Annotated in this window: 14 protein-coding genes; 6 read left to right on the top strand and 8 right to left on the bottom strand. The window is 67.4% G+C overall.

The window, feature by feature from the left end:
* Window positions 1–257: 257 nt before the first annotated feature.
* Both ACQRWP_RS07040 and ACQRWP_RS07035 read right to left on the bottom strand, forming a co-directional pair.
* The gene (locus tag ACQRWP_RS07040) at window positions 258–1,493 is read right to left on the bottom strand and encodes a low temperature requirement protein A (RefSeq protein WP_430501332.1); all 1,236 of its coding nucleotides are present in this window, start codon (window positions 1,491–1,493) and stop codon (window positions 258–260) included.
* A 412-nt stretch (window positions 1,494–1,905) separates the two neighbouring features.
* Window positions 1,906–2,415: a hypothetical protein gene (locus tag ACQRWP_RS07035; RefSeq protein WP_430501331.1), complete on the bottom strand. Its 510-nt coding sequence runs from the start codon at window positions 2,413–2,415 to the stop codon at window positions 1,906–1,908.
* Between the two features lie 214 nt (window positions 2,416–2,629).
* On the opposite strand from ACQRWP_RS07035, the gene ACQRWP_RS07030 reads away from it, so the two are divergent.
* Complete coding sequence (locus tag ACQRWP_RS07030) at window positions 2,630–3,907, top strand: PQQ-dependent sugar dehydrogenase (RefSeq protein WP_430501330.1); 1,278 nt, start codon at window positions 2,630–2,632, stop codon at window positions 3,905–3,907.
* A gap of 324 nt (window positions 3,908–4,231) precedes the next feature.
* Here the strand turns inward: ACQRWP_RS07030 and ACQRWP_RS07025 are convergent, their stop codons facing one another.
* Window positions 4,232–5,464: an RNA-guided endonuclease InsQ/TnpB family protein gene (locus tag ACQRWP_RS07025; protein ID WP_430501329.1), complete on the bottom strand. Its 1,233-nt coding sequence runs from the start codon at window positions 5,462–5,464 to the stop codon at window positions 4,232–4,234.
* 25 nt (window positions 5,465–5,489) lie between these two features.
* On the opposite strand from ACQRWP_RS07025, the gene tnpA reads away from it, so the two are divergent.
* Together tnpA and ACQRWP_RS07015 are read left to right on the top strand one after the other, a co-directional pair.
* Entirely contained in the window at window positions 5,490–5,906 is a 417-nt protein-coding gene (gene tnpA / locus ACQRWP_RS07020) for an IS200/IS605 family transposase (protein WP_112625638.1), read from the top strand.
* 281 nt (window positions 5,907–6,187) lie between these two features.
* Window positions 6,188–6,721, top strand: coding sequence for a hypothetical protein (locus ACQRWP_RS07015; RefSeq protein WP_430501328.1), 534 nt, complete (start codon window positions 6,188–6,190; stop codon window positions 6,719–6,721).
* 275 nt (window positions 6,722–6,996) lie between these two features.
* Here the strand turns inward: ACQRWP_RS07015 and ACQRWP_RS07010 are convergent, their stop codons facing one another.
* Complete coding sequence (locus tag ACQRWP_RS07010) at window positions 6,997–7,572, bottom strand: hypothetical protein (RefSeq protein ID WP_430501327.1); 576 nt, start codon at window positions 7,570–7,572, stop codon at window positions 6,997–6,999.
* Between the two features lie 170 nt (window positions 7,573–7,742).
* A complete protein-coding gene (locus ACQRWP_RS07005) occupies window positions 7,743–8,225 on the bottom strand; it encodes a GNAT family N-acetyltransferase (RefSeq protein WP_430501326.1) in 483 nt (160 codons plus the stop codon).
* Window positions 8,226–8,397: 172 nt separating this feature from the next.
* Between ACQRWP_RS07005 and ACQRWP_RS07000 the strand changes: the two genes are divergently transcribed.
* Together ACQRWP_RS07000 and ACQRWP_RS06995 are read left to right on the top strand one after the other, a co-directional pair.
* Window positions 8,398–9,000 (top strand): DinB family protein, encoded by a 603-nt coding sequence (locus tag ACQRWP_RS07000; protein ID WP_430501325.1) that lies wholly within the window; start codon window positions 8,398–8,400, stop codon window positions 8,998–9,000.
* Window positions 8,997–9,659, top strand: coding sequence for a class I SAM-dependent methyltransferase (locus tag ACQRWP_RS06995; RefSeq protein ID WP_430501324.1), 663 nt, complete (start codon window positions 8,997–8,999; stop codon window positions 9,657–9,659). Before ACQRWP_RS07000 ends, ACQRWP_RS06995 begins: the two co-directional genes overlap by 4 nt.
* Here the strand turns inward: ACQRWP_RS06995 and ACQRWP_RS06990 are convergent.
* The 3 genes from ACQRWP_RS06990 to ACQRWP_RS06980 all read right to left on the bottom strand — a co-directional run bounded on the left by ACQRWP_RS06990 (window position 9,653) and on the right by ACQRWP_RS06980 (window position 11,896).
* The gene (locus ACQRWP_RS06990) at window positions 9,653–10,474 is read right to left on the bottom strand and encodes an alpha/beta fold hydrolase (protein ID WP_430501323.1); all 822 of its coding nucleotides are present in this window, start codon (window positions 10,472–10,474) and stop codon (window positions 9,653–9,655) included. The two genes, ACQRWP_RS06995 and ACQRWP_RS06990, sit on opposite strands and share 7 nt — an antisense overlap.
* Window positions 10,475–10,493: 19 nt before the next feature.
* Window positions 10,494–11,063: a DJ-1/PfpI family protein gene (locus tag ACQRWP_RS06985; RefSeq protein WP_430501322.1), complete on the bottom strand. Its 570-nt coding sequence runs from the start codon at window positions 11,061–11,063 to the stop codon at window positions 10,494–10,496.
* 89 nt (window positions 11,064–11,152) lie between these two features.
* Window positions 11,153–11,896: a GntR family transcriptional regulator gene (locus ACQRWP_RS06980; RefSeq protein ID WP_430501321.1), complete on the bottom strand. Its 744-nt coding sequence runs from the start codon at window positions 11,894–11,896 to the stop codon at window positions 11,153–11,155.
* Window positions 11,897–12,289: 393 nt separating this feature from the next.
* Here ACQRWP_RS06980 and ACQRWP_RS06975 point away from each other — a divergent pair, with 393 nt between their 5' ends.
* Window positions 12,290–13,654 carry an extracellular solute-binding protein gene (locus ACQRWP_RS06975; RefSeq protein ID WP_430503147.1) on the top strand — a complete coding sequence of 455 codons (1,365 nt, stop codon included), beginning with the start codon at window positions 12,290–12,292 and terminating at the stop codon, window positions 13,652–13,654.
* Window positions 13,655–13,749: the final 95 nt, after the last annotated feature.

Raw genomic sequence — 13,749 nt, 5'->3', positions numbered from 1 at the left:
CCGCACACCCGGCCAGTGCCAGGTGGAACGAACGTTCTGTCTGTGAGAACCATACCGATCCAGACCCCCACCGTCAAGACCGACCGTTCTATCTAGTGGCAGGCGCTCGCGGTTACACGGATGAGAAGCACCGGTTCGACATCACCGGGCGGTCCGTCCCTGGCCGGGCGGTTACGCACCGACACGGGTGATCGCGGCGATCGACCGGTCCACGTCCGCTTCGGCGTGCCGGCATTGGACACGGAAATCCGGCCGCGTCACGCCTCGGAGTCGCGATCTCCGGACGCCTCACGTCCGATCGGCGAGGCGGGAACCTCCAGCGGCTGGCCCCGGCGTCGCAGCGCACCGAGGAGCGCGACCAGGGCCAGCACTGCGGCCACCACGCTCATCCCGACCATCGGCGCCCAACGGGCCAACACCGGTATGAGCAGCACCAGGGCGGCCAAGCCGATGATCTGGGGTCGGGAGGCCTTACCGAAGATCTCGTACTCCAGCCGCATACGGGCGACGAGGAAGAGCATCGGACCGCCCACCACGAACAGCAGCCAACTGGGCCGCGGCTGCCCGAACGGATGATCGATCACCAACTCGTAGCCGACCGCCGTGACGAGCACGCTGAGCACGATCAACAGATGCGTCCGCTCCGACACCGCGCCCAGCCGGCCGGGCATACCCGCCCGGCCGAACGTCTCCGTCAACAGCAGACCGGCGCGGTAGAAGTAGATGCGCCAGAGCAGCGCGCTGGTGGCGAACGCGACCGTGAAGGCGGCTGCCCGCTCCGCGGAGTAGTCCGCGCCGCTGAAAACCACGCCGACAACCAGAATCGACTCACCGAGCGCGATGAGGAACATCTGCTGATAACGGTCCGCGAGATGCGTTCCCGCGATCCGCCACCGACCTACCTTCGAGACCCCGAGCCACGGCAGCGGCCAGCCCAATGTCCAGGCGAGGTAGTCGACAGCGAGGGCGACAACCCACAGCGGCAGGCGGAGGTGATCCGGGCCCAACGCGCCGGCCAGCCACAACGGGGCGCTCGCCAAAGCCCACACGACAAGCCGGAACGGCACCAGCCGTCGCGGATGGCCACGCAGCGCGACGGCGATCACCAGCGGCCGCAGCACCATGACCATCAGGTACGCAACCGCGAACGGCAGCGCACGCTCCTCCATGGCGCGTGGCAGCGTCACCGCCATGATCAGGCCGGCGAACATGGTGCCGACCACGACGGCCTGAATGATCGGCTGTTCCGGTTCGTACCGACTGGTGATCCAGGCGGTGTGCGACCAGATCAACCAGAGCGCCAGAAAAAGCAGCAGGGTACGCCCGAACCCCGTGACGAGCGCCCAGCCGGTGTCGTCGCCCAACCCGGCGAATCGTTGCGAGACCCGGGTGAGGGCCACAACGAAGGCCAGATCGAAGAACAGCTCCAGGAACGTCGCCCGACCCGAACTCACTGGAGGGCGCAGCAGCTCGGCACCCCGCCCCGCCGCCATCGTCAACCTCCGTCCGCCCCTCGCTACCAACGAGCCGGCCACCAGCGGAGTTGCGTCAAGCTCACCTGGTGTCTGGCGTGGCACCCACGCTGCTGTCTGCGAGGCGCAGATCGTGCGGCTGAGCGCCGTTGACGTGTGCCTGCCGCGGGGAGGGTTGCCTGTTCGATACCCTGCGTCGGTGCTCCGACCTCCACCTCGTGACACAAACCGAGCTGCTAGCAGACGTCACCGAGCACGGCCTGGACGGTGACCACGCCGATTCCCGGAACGACGACCTGGAGACCCTCCTCTGTCCCCGAGACGAGGCCCTAGCGACTGCCTTCAGAGTCAGAGCTGCCGACGGCCCCGCCGATTTCGGCCTGGAATGACGGCGGTGCGTCTGGCGTGACTGCGACGGGCGGGCAGTCACCGGTCATGGCACGAACGCGGAGGGCAGGCCGAGTTCGGCCCGGGCCATCTCGATGAATCGGCGCTCGGCCTCCCACAGGGCGTCGAACCGATCGGCGGGCAACGCCTCGGCCTCGCTGCCCGCCCGTGCGGTAGCCAGGAGCCGGGCCTGGCGCACCAGCTCCGACGAGCCGCTCACCACCTCGACGTTGCCGGCCACCAGCCGAAGCGCGGTCTTGGTGCTCTCCAGCCGCTCCCGGTAGCGGCCGCCCTCGTCGTCGAAGAACGGCATGAGATCACCCGGATCACGTGGGCGCGGTACCGCGGTGATCCGTGCGGCCGGGTTGAGGACGTGGGCCACGTACTCCCGGACCGCGCCGATGAACTCGGCGTACGCGTTCAGCCGGATGTCCCGCCACTGTCGATCCTGGTCGCGCCGCCACAGCCGGTCCTGAGCCCGGACGGTGAGCCACCCACCGATCAGGACCGCCAGCATTGTCGTGGTCGCGGTGACACCCGCCTGGACCAGACTCACCGGCACCACCGTTCGTATTGATCGGTGGCTCACCTTACCGTCCTATGTCACCCGCCCCGGAAGTCCGGCGTGCATCGCCGACGGAATCCGTGCCATCCTCCGCTCGCCGCTTCCCAGGCCGTAGTGCAGGACGCAGTCGCAAGCTCGAACGGAACACGCAGACATTGGTTGGATATCGATCTCAACCAATGTATCGTGGGAACGCTCCCAGACCGTGTCCACCACCCACCTGTTCGAGGAGCTGAACATGTCACGACGGCGTTATCGCTCGGCCACCATGCTGGCCGGGCTGCTCGTTCTGACCCTGGCAGCGTCCCTGTCGCCACCGGCGCCGGTGACCGGCACCGCCGCAGCCGCCCCATCCAAACCCCGCGCTGTAGCACTCGCTGAGCTGACCGTGGTATCCGAACAGGTGGCTTTCGGTCTCCAGCGTCCGATCGCGATCACCGGGCTGCCGGACGGCCGGATGCTGATCGCGGAGAAGAACGGCACCGTCCGCGCCTACCACCCCGACACCGGCCTGGCACCCGACCCAGTGATCGACCTGAGCGCCCGGATCGACCCGTCGGACAACGAGCGCGGCCTTCTCGGCATCACTCCGGCGCCGAACTTCGCGCGGACCGGGATGCTCTACGTGGCCTACACGAGCCTGCCGGCCGGCGCGCTGACCCTGGCGCGAGTGCCCATCAACGCTCCCGATCGGGTGCAGGTGCTACTCACCCAGGAGCACGCCGAATACGGCAACCACAACGGCGGACAGGTGGCCTTCGGCCGCGACGGCTACCTCTACTGGTCCCTCGGCGACGGTGGCTACGCGAACGACCCCTACAAGAGCGGCCAGAACCTCGGCACCCTGCTCGGCAAGATTCTGCGGATCGACGTCAACCGCAGCTGCGGGGGAAAGCCCTACTGCGTGCCCTACGACAACCCGTTCGTCCGCACGCCGGGCGCGCGGCCGGAAATCTGGGTCTACGGGCTGCGCAACCCGTGGAAGTTCTCCATCGACCCGGCCGACAACTCGCTGTGGATCGGTGACGTCGGCCAGGGTCTGATCGAGGAGATCAACCACGTCCGCCCGTCGCAGCGTGGCGCGAACCTCGGCTGGTCCTGTCGAGAGGGCACGCCGGTCTTCGACGAGACGCAGTGCCGGCCGGGCGTGCGGCTCACCGACCCGATCGTCGAGTACGACCACTACATGACGGAGAACTGCTCCATCATCGGCGGCCTGGTGTACCGGGGGTCCGTCACCCCGGAGGCGCGGGGCACCTACATCGCTAGCGACTACTGCTCTACCCGCGCTTTCGCCGTGCGTCCCAAGTCCACGGGTGGCTACGAGTCCGCCGAGATCGGCACCTTCCCCACCCAGCCGACGGCGTTCGGCGCCGACGTCAACGGCGAGCTGTATGTGCTCAGTGACCTCCCGGGATGGCTGAGCAAGGTGCGGTTCGAGCGGGTCCAACCGACCCCCACCGGCGGGGCGACGATCCGCTGAACCTCGGGACACGCCCTTGACACCAGCACTACCTCTGGGGACGGCCGCGTTCGACGGCCGTCCCCGGACTGCTGCGCGGCAGCGATCACCCGCCTTCGACGGCGGGCGACTACCGACGCGTTCGGCCCGCCTCGGCTTGGAAGAGGGTCGGCTGTGACGGATCGACGAACTCTGGATCAGGCTGACGGCGTCTCCGCTCGGAGTTGGTCGCGCCCCACCAATTCGTACGGTCGGGATCAAGGTGCGGCGGCTCAAGGCATCCGTTGAGCCACCCGTCGAGCCAATCCACAAGCGAAATCCCTTCCGATTGACATCCTCTCCGCCCTAAAGGACGGAGATTCCCTCCACGCTGCGCGTGGAACACGCGGCGTCCGGGTGGGTTCCCGCTTCCCTGCGCGCCGCCGGCACGAGTGCCGGTCTTACATGCGCTCCACGGGCGTTGAGGTCCGCCAGTCCAGCGGCCCTGACGTTCCTGGCGGCGTTCACGTCCCGGTCGTGGGCTGCTCCGCACGGGCAATCCCACGATCGGACGTTGAGCGGCATCTTCTCGTTGATCCGGCCACACGCCGAGCACATGCGGGTGGACGGGAAGAACCGGTCCACCCGGCCAAAGGTGCGTCCGTACCGGGCGGCCTTGTACTCCAGCATGCCCGTGAATGACGCCCAACCGGCATCGTGCACCGACTTGGCGAGCCGGGTCCGGCCGAGACCGACGACGCACAGATCCTCGACGTATACCGCTTGGTTCTCGCGGATGATCTGCGTCGAGAGCTTGTGCTGCCAGTCCCGCCGGGTGTCGGCCACCCGGGCGTGGGCACGCGCGACCTTGACGACGGCCGTCTTACGCCTGTTCGAGTCCTTCTGCTTGCGCGAGAGGTCCTGCTGCAACCGCTTGAGCTTGCGGGCTGCGCGGCGCAGGAACGTCGGCGCGGCCACCTTCGTGCCGTCTGACAGCACCGCGAAATGCGTCAGGCCCAGGTCGATGCCGACCTCGGCATCGACCGGCGGCAACGTCTCGTGCGCGTCGACCGTGACGACGAACGAGGCGAAGTACCGCCCGGCCGCGTCCCGGATGATCGCCACGGACGAAGGGTCCGACGGCAGTGTCCGGGACCAGCGGACCGCGAGGTCGCCGACCTTCGGCAGTCGCAGCCGGCGGTTGTCGAGGACCTTGAACCGGCTGTTCCTGGTGAACCGGATGCTCTGCCGGTTGTCCTTGCGGGACCGGAACCTGGGCGGGGCGACCTTGCGGCCCTTGCGCTTGCCCGTGACCGAGGCGAAGAAGTTGCGGTACGCGGTGTTCAGGTCCGCCAGGGCTTGTTGAAGCACGACCGCCGACGCCTCACCCAGCCAGGCGCGGGCCGCGGTCTTCTTCGCCTCCGTGATGACCCGTTTGGACAACTCGCCGTCGGAGACGTACGGCAGTCCGGCCTCGCGGGCTTCCTGCCGTGCGCGCAGCCCGTCGTTGAACACCACCCGCGCACACCCGAACGTCCGAGCCAGCTCCATCTGCTGGCCCGGCGTCGGATAGACGCGGAACTGGTAACGGAGCTGCACGAAAAGCACCGTATCATATTGGTTTATGGCAGAACTTGAAGGCATCCGCACAGGTAGACACTGTATTTTTGCGATGCACGTTCACTTGGTCTTCGTGACGAAGTTCCGGCACAAGGTGTTCGGCGACCGGCACCTGTCCCGGATGGAACAGATCATGCGAGACGTGTGCCGCGACTTCGAGGCCGAGCTGGTCGAGTTCAACGGCGAGAACAACCATGTGCATCTGCTGGTCAACTACCCGCCCAAAGTAGCCGTGGCCCGGCTGGTCAACAGCCTCAAGGGCGTGTCCTCGCGCCGCCTGCGGCAGGAGTTCCCCGACCTCGTACGCCACTACTACCGGGCCAACAAACTCTGGTCGGGCTCGTACTTCGCGGGCTCCGTGGGAGGGGCACCGCTGAGTGTCGTCAAGCAGTACATCGAGCAGCAGAACCGTCCGGCTTAAGGCACTGCTCGGGCCTGACGGCCCTCCCAGCGCGGGCCTTCACCCCCGCCCTGAAGGGCGGAGCACTGGCCCGCATACCGGTAGCAGCCAACGCACATTAACGACCGGCTTCCCAGCCCAGACGTCGTGCATCACCTAGGTCGGATCTGTCAATCATGTGGTGGGACCAGACACGCCGCGGCCCGGCTCTCCAGCTACGGGAGATGCTTGACGTGATCCGCATCGGCCGGGCGGGTGGCTTGCTGAACCGGGGAAATGGTTACTGCGGAAGGGTTAGAGACATGGAGGCGCTCGACGTCTTGGCAGCGTTCGGCTCAACTGGCCGGGTCGGCCTTCTTCATCCCGGCGCCCGCCTCCGGACTGTCGTCGGTGACTACGGCATGCCGTGGGACATCGGACGGATCAACCTACGCCACAGGTGGCCGCGCCTGTACTCCTACGGTGACGTCGAACTGGTCGTGTGCCGCTGTCGGATCGTCACGTCAGTGACGGTCCAGACCTGGCGACGGACGGTTGAGCTGCCAAGCCACGCACAGTCTGACAAGGCTATCGTCCTGCCCGCGCGACTGACCTTCACTCAGGTGACCGGCGCCCTGGCCGCCTTGGGCTGCCAGTGGGAACTGCTCAAGCCGATCGAGGGACAGTCGGCTTTGCGCACCCTGCCGCAACGCGTCGAATTCACCTTCGAAACCGACGACGGACCTGACCCCGTGCTGCACGTTGCGGGCACTTGGGCCCACGATCACGAGTGCATGCCCCCGGAAGTCGTCGACGCTGCGTTCGCCGACGACTTCCCACCCGAGCAGGCCGACTGACCGTCGCGTCGAGTAGATGGACTCGCCCATTTCTCTAGGTCAACCGTCAAGCATGTCCTGGGACAGTTTCGTCAATCACCTGGTGGGACTAGGCACTGGCTCATACCGGTGTCCGGCCTCGAGACCTGCAGCACAGCGAGGCTCCCGGTTGGGGCACCGGATCTTGCTCGACTGCCTTCTTACGGGAGCCTCGCTCGATGTCCACATCAGACTGTCGGACCGACCGTGACCTGCGCCTTCTTCGACCAGCCTATCCGTCCCGGCCGGGGCCGGCCTCAGTCACCGGAGATCCAGAGATATCCGCGCGCCCGGGTCGCCTCCTCGATGAGCGCCCCCAGCGCCTGCACGTCGACGCGGAGCTCCGGTTTGCGGCTCGCGATCTCGTCCAGCTCCGCGGTCAGCTGCGGCAGCTGGATCAGGTTGATCATGGTGTCGCCGTAGGAATCGATCCTCGACACCAGGTGGTGCCGCTCCCGGTCGCTCGCCGCCACCAGGCGTTGCAGCGAGGAGCCCGCTTCCACGCCGGCATAGCGTTGCTCGTGCACCTGGTTCTCGACATACACATCGAGCCCCACCGCCGCGCCTCCTTCACGAAATGGCCGGCCAGGGCATTGCACACCCCGGCCGGCCAACCTTACGGTCGTCAGTCCTTGCAGGGAATCGGGTACCTCGTTCGCACGCCGCCCACCTGTCCTGAACCACCTGTAACAACTCGTGATCTGTGCGCCACTGTCCTTCGACGTCCGGCCGACCGGCTTGTCGGCCTTCGCCTCACACTCGTAGTCGCCGTCCTTGTTCGGTCTGTTGCACGGGCACTTGTTCGCCTCGTCGACGAGATCGTCGAGATCCACCGTGTCGTCGAAGACGCCCTTGCTGTCCTCGATCTTCGACCGCGACCTCCACCGTCACGATGAAAATGGCTCAATATCAGGATCTGCGTGACACTCCGCCGAGTGTTGGTGGAGATGCGTGATGGAAAACCTCACTGGGCGCCGCCCTAGCGGTGCCATCCAGCACCAGCTCAAGCAGACGGCGTGACCGGGGAGCGCAGACCGAGCCACTGCTCGGCGTCCCAGGCATGGAAACGCTCTACCTCCGCGAACCCGAGCTTTGCCGCAAGGCGCATCGAGCCGACGTTGGCGGTTTGGGTGGTGAGCACCACCGGCTCGCCGGGGAAGACGCCGTCGAACCAGTCGAGTGCCGCCGCGCACGCCTCGGTGGCGTACCCGAATCCCCACGCCTGCGGCAGGAACAGGTAACCGAGGTCGGCCTTCCCCGTGGCAGCCGGGCGACGGCACCCCGTCGCTCTCCTGAGCAGGATCTGGCCGATCATCGCCCCGTCGAGGTCGACGACGAAGCTTCCGGGCCACCGCTCGGGCACTTCGGGCATCTCGCGCTCAAGCTCGCCAGGCAGGCGGGGACCACCGAGGTAGGTGTTCACCTCTGGCGACGCCAGCAGCTCGATGAACGCAGCACGGTCCCGGGCCTCGGGCTCGCGGAGCACGAGTCTCTCGGTCCTGATCGGGGCAGGCGGCCAGTCCACGGCTCCCAGGTCTGACACGCGCGTCGTTGGTCGAGGCTGGCACATCCCTGCGCGCCGCGCCCTCTCGGCCCACGGCCGGCGACGGCGTCCGCGAGGGTCACAGCCAGGTCTCCGCTTTAGGTAGTGTGCGGAAGTGACAAGAAGCGAGCGGATCGCGGACCAGTTGGACCGGCACTGGCACAAGAACCTGCGGCCGCGGTTGCACGGTCTTGCCGACGAGGAGTACTTCTGGGAGCCGGTGCGTGGCTGCTGGAGCATCCGTCCACGGGGCACGTCGGCCGCACCGATGTCGGCAGGTTCAGGGGAATGGACGATGGACTGCGGGTCCCCTGACCCGGTGCCGGCGCCGGTGACGACGATTGCCTGGCGGCTGGCGCACATCATCGTCTCCTGCCTCGGCTATCGGGTCGGGTGGCACTTCGGCGGCCAGGACGTCGACGACCAGACATTCGCCTACGCGGGGACAGCTGACGAGGCGCTGAACCAGCTTGATGAGATGTACGGGAGATGGAACGCGGGGGTCCGCGAGCTCTCGGACGCCGACCTGGAGAATCCGCCCGCGGCGGGTCCCGAGCGGTTTCCCATGGAGGGCATCGTCCTGCACGTCAACAGGGAGCTGATCCATCACGGTGCGGAGATTTCCCTGCTGCGCGACCTCTATCGCTGGCAGGACGAGGCCGCACCGCAATCAGTCAATCGGCAAGGGGCACCGAGCCTCGTAGCGTTCCCGGAATGAGCAGGAGCGACGAGCGTGACATGGTTCGACGCGGGTACGACGCGCTCTCCTACCACTATCGACCGGACGACGCTGACGACGGCCAGTACGCACCCTGGCTCGCCGGCTTACACCAGCGCCTACCTGCCTCAGCGGCAGTCCTCGACCTCGGCTGCGGCTGTGGGTTGCCGGTCGCCCGCTTCCTCGCCAACGCGGGACACCACGTCACCGGCGTGGACATCAGCGACGTGCAGATTGAGCGGGCGCGCCGCCTGGTGCCCAACGGCACGTTTCTCCGCGCCGACGCCGCCCGGCTCGACCTGCCGCCGGCCTCGTTCGACGCCGTGGTCTGCCTGTACGCCTTCATTCACATGCCACTGGCCGACCAGCCGCAGCTCATCAAGAGCATCGGCACCTGGTTACGCCCCGGCGGCTGGCTGCTCACCACCGTCGGCGACAGTGCCTGGACGGGCACGGAGGACAATTGGCTCGGTGGCCCCGCCAGCATGTGGTGGAGCCAGGCCGACGCCTCCAGTTACCGCTCGTGGCTGCAACAGGCGGGCCTGACAATCATGGCCGAGGATTTCGTCCCGGACGGCAGCAGCGGGCACGCCCTCTTCTGGGCACAGCGCCTACCGGTGCGGCCAGGCCCATCGTCAGGCAGCCGCAGCGATCAGTGACCGCGGTCCCGGCGGAGGAAGCACGACAGCAGTTCTCTGAACTCGTGCGGGTGCTCGATCGCCGGCACGTGCCCGCATCGGCCGAGCACGTGCAGACGGACATCGGCCAGGTGTGCGAGCAGGGGCTGGGTTGCCGTCCCGAGCGGGGTGACTCGGTCCTCGGCGCCGTGAACGAGCAGCACGGGCGCGCGGACCGCTGCCAGCGTCTGCGCCGAGAGGGTGAGGTCGTCGACCCATCGTGCCCTGGGTGGAGGGAACAACGACGCGAATGCGGTTTCCCCCGCTCGCATCGCAGCCGCACGGGCCTCGACGGCCGAATCGGTCACGAGCGCCTGGTCGAGGACGAGGCGGCTCAGCATGTCCCGTGCCCCGAGCGGGCCGGCGGGGGCGGCCCAGACCGCGTCGAGGTCGGCGGACAGCGGCGCCCCGGGGGCGCCCATCGTCGAGACCGCCACGACACGGGTCACCTGCTGGGGGCGCGCGGCCGCCAACGCCAGCGCCACGGCACCGCCCATGGAGTGACCCACCACGGCGTAGTGCTCGATACCGAGAGCATCCATCAGGCCCGCGGCCTGCTCTGTCCACAGCCGGAGGCCACCCCTGGAGCCCGCCGGGACAGGTGTACGGCCGAACCCCGCCTGGTCTGGAGCCACGATGTGCCAGGACGTGCCCAGTGCCTGCGCCGTCGTCGCCCAGGCTCCGAACCCGGTAGTGCCGGGTCCGGAGCCGTGCAGCATCAGCACCGCGGGTCCGGTGCCGCTCTCCAGGACGTGGACGGGGAAGCCGTCGACTGTGACGGTCCGAAGTGCTGTCACCGGGGCAGGCCAGGTGTGCTCATGCCGATGCGGGGCTGACAGACTTCGAGAAGAGCTCCATCATCGCCTTGCCGAATTGCGGCATGTCGGGCCACCCCCGGCAGGAGACGAGGTTGCCGTCCACGACGTCGGGAGCGTCGATGACCGTCGCGCCGGCGTTCTCCATGTCACCGGTGATGGGGGGAAAGCACGCCGTCTTTCGACCCTTCAGCAGCCCGTACACCGCTGGCACCTGCGCGCCGTGGCATACCAGCGCGATGGGGAGGTTGCGCGCGAAGAAGTGCTCGGTGATGCGCCTGACGTCGGCGTCGACCCGGATCCACTCGGGGGCACGTCCCCCGGGGATGATGAGGGCGTCATAGCGCTCGACGTCGACCTCGGCCCAGGGCACGTCGACCGGCAGCTTCCGGCCGTTCTTCTCCACGTAGGCGTCGGAGTTGGGGTCGAACTCGTGGATGACCAGTTGCACGTCACGCAACGTCCGTGACGAGACGTCGACGTCCCAGCCGCCCTCCTGCACGCGGTAGTAGGGATACATGGTGTCGAGCTCCTCGGCGGCGTCGCCGGTCAGGAGCAGCGCTCTGGGCACCTGCTTCTCCTCGCATCTGGGGGCGGGTGAGGTGGATCCAATCCGATCCGATCAGGATTGAGTTAGCATTCCTGGGCCCAGCGCGCCCGTCAAGCCTCTACCGCCAGTGCGTCCGCGTCCTCGATCTCGTCGAACAATCGCCGGAAACGCTCGCCGGAGCGCAGGATGTGCCGACGCATCGAGTAGGCGGCGGCGTCGGGATCACGCGCGGCGATCGCTGCCACAACTTCCTCGTGCTCGGCCATGGCCAGGTGAGTGACCTGGGTGTCGTGGTGGAGCCGGAAGAGGTGCACGTGGCTGTGCAGGCGAGCCAGTGCTTCACGGATGACCTGGTTCTCCGCGCTCAGGGCGACGAGATCGTGAAAGGCGGCGTCGCGTAGCCCGAAGGCGCCGTAGGCCGAGGGCCCGTTGCCCCCCTCCAGCTCCGCCATCTCCTCCAGCATTCGTCGCAGACCGGCCACCTGCTCCGAGGACGCGCGTTCGGCGGACCTGCGCGCCGCCGCCGGCTCGAGGAGCAGGCGGACCTCGAGCATGTCCTCGAATCGGTGACGGGTGATCTGAGGGGGAATGCGGTAGCCGGCATGGGGCACACGCACGACCAGGCCCTCGGCCTCCATGCGGTTCAGAGCGTCTCGGATCGGCGTCTGCGAGACCCCCAGCTCTCGCGCCAGGACGTCGATCGTGACGCGGGAGCCAGGCTCGATCCGTAGCGACATCAGCTGTCCGAGCAGCGTGTCGTACACCTCGTCGGCAAGCCGGCCGCCTGACCTTCCCGGCGGCGTTCCGCCCGTCACGGCCCTACGGCCCCGCGCGATCATCGCTTCGTCGTCCATCGTGACGTGAGGTCCTCTCTTGCGTCCTCGCGAGCCTATTGACATCAGTCACAACGCTGCGACATGCTGACGCCCCCAACTCGATCGTATAGGAAAAGTGCACGATGCTCGCCATCCTGCACCGTCGCGGAGCCGCCCGCCATCGCTCCACTCCGATCACCGGGAGCTCCCATGAGGGACCCAGTACATCGCGGCGCACTCGTGACGCCGGTCCGCGGGTCGGCTCCCGCGTCTGCCCGGCGACACGCCTGAACAACCCAGCAACTGCTCGGCGAGACACATAGCGAGGCCCTAGAAGTCCCCATCCAGAAAGCAGGCAGAAATATGCGGCATCCAAAGCGAATAGGACGAATATCCGCTTCCGGGCGAAAGGCGCAGTTGGCGACGGTGGCCATGCTGCTGGTGGCCACGACCGCGGCGGCTTGCGGCGATGGCAAGGACGACGACGCGAAGGCGAGCGCCCCCAAGGCACCGGCGACCATCCCGGAGCTCACCAAGGACCCGCTGACCCTCAGCTTCATCTGGTTCGACTGGCCGCCCGCCAAGGCACTGGAAGACTTCGCGAACGCGGAGTACAAAAAGGAGCGGCCGAACGCGACCATCAAGGTCAACACCGTGCCGAATGCGAACTGGCACGACGCGATGTTCACCCAGTTCGCCGCGCGCAAGACTGACTTCGACATCGCGATCCTGGACTCGCAACACATCGGCGAGGCCGTGACGAACGGCAACATCCTCGACCTCACCGACTTCGTCAAGAAGAACATCGACGTCACGGCCTACAACCCGTACCTGCTGGCGGCCTACGGCCAGTACCCCCAGGCGGAGACCGGCAAGCGCGACGAAAACGCCAGCCTGTACGGACTGCCGCTGCTCGGCGACACCTGGACGATGATCTACCGCAAGGACCTGATCGGCGACAAGCCACCGCAGACCTGGGACCAGATGATCGCAGCCGCCGAGAAATGCCAGGCGGACAACCCTGGCGTCAGCGGGCTGGCCTTCCACCAGGCCAACGGCTCCGACGCCGCGGCCGTCACCTACAACACGGTCAACGGCGTCTACGGCGGCAACCTCTGGGACTCCAAGACGCGCAAGATCGAGGGCGTCCTCAACGACGCTGCGGGCCAGGAAGCGATGGACGTCCTGGTCAACAAGATGAAGCCGCTGACCGCCAAGGGCTCCGGCAACTGGTTCATCGACGAGGTGAACGCGGCGGTCGCCCAGGGCAAGGCCTGCATCGCGTTCAACTGGATCGCCGCGAGCGGCGGCCTGCTCGATCCGAAGCAGTCGACGCTCGGCACCACGCGGGAGCAGATTCTCGACAAGCTGGGCTTTGCCACCCTGCCGAGCCAGAAGACGAACCTGGTCCCTCTCGGCGGTATGGGGATGCACGTGTCGGCCTACTCCGCTGCGGCGAACCAGGCGGAAGCCCTGAACTTCATGGAGTGGTTCGAGCGGGCTGACGTCCAGAAGAAGTGGGCCGCGGCTGGTGGCGTGCCATCGCGTACGGACGCCCTGGAGTCGCCTGAGTTCCTCAATGCCGGGCCGTTCAACCAGGTGTACACCGACTCGGTTCCGCGGATGCGGGACATGTGGAACGTGCCCGAGTACGCGCGCCTCGTCGACATCGAGAACACCAACGTGAACGCGGCTCTCAACGGCGCGAAGAAGCCGAAGGATGCGCTCGACGACATCGCCAAGGAGCAGCAGGGCGTGCTCGACTCGAGCAAGCGCAAGGGTGGCGGCGGGCTGTGAGTGACCCCGTCCCTCTGACGACCGACGGTTCCGGGCAGGTGGCGTCCGCGAGGCCGCCTGCCCGGGGTCGGTCCCCTCGGCTGAGCGACCGCGGG

The organism is Micromonospora trifolii (assembly GCF_050516465.1).
GTDB lineage: Bacteria > Actinomycetota > Actinomycetes > Mycobacteriales > Micromonosporaceae > Micromonospora > Micromonospora trifolii.
Note: the sequence above shows the minus strand (reverse complement) of the source record. Positions and strands in the feature narration are given on the sequence as shown.

Coding starts and splice junctions, on each gene's coding strand:
- tnpA (WP_112625638.1), top strand. CDS start 5,490: ATGGCAGAACTTGAAGGCATCCGCACAGGTAGACACTGTATTTTTGCG.
- ACQRWP_RS07015 (WP_430501328.1), top strand. CDS start 6,188: ATGGAGGCGCTCGACGTCTTGGCAGCGTTCGGCTCAACTGGCCGGGTC.
- ACQRWP_RS06980 (WP_430501321.1), bottom strand. CDS start 11,896: ATGGACGACGAAGCGATGATCGCGCGGGGCCGTAGGGCCGTGACGGGC.
- ACQRWP_RS07040 (WP_430501332.1), bottom strand. CDS start 1,493: ATGGCGGCGGGGCGGGGTGCCGAGCTGCTGCGCCCTCCAGTGAGTTCG.
- ACQRWP_RS06975 (WP_430503147.1), top strand. CDS start 12,290: ATGCTGCTGGTGGCCACGACCGCGGCGGCTTGCGGCGATGGCAAGGAC.
- ACQRWP_RS06995 (WP_430501324.1), top strand. CDS start 8,997: ATGAGCAGGAGCGACGAGCGTGACATGGTTCGACGCGGGTACGACGCG.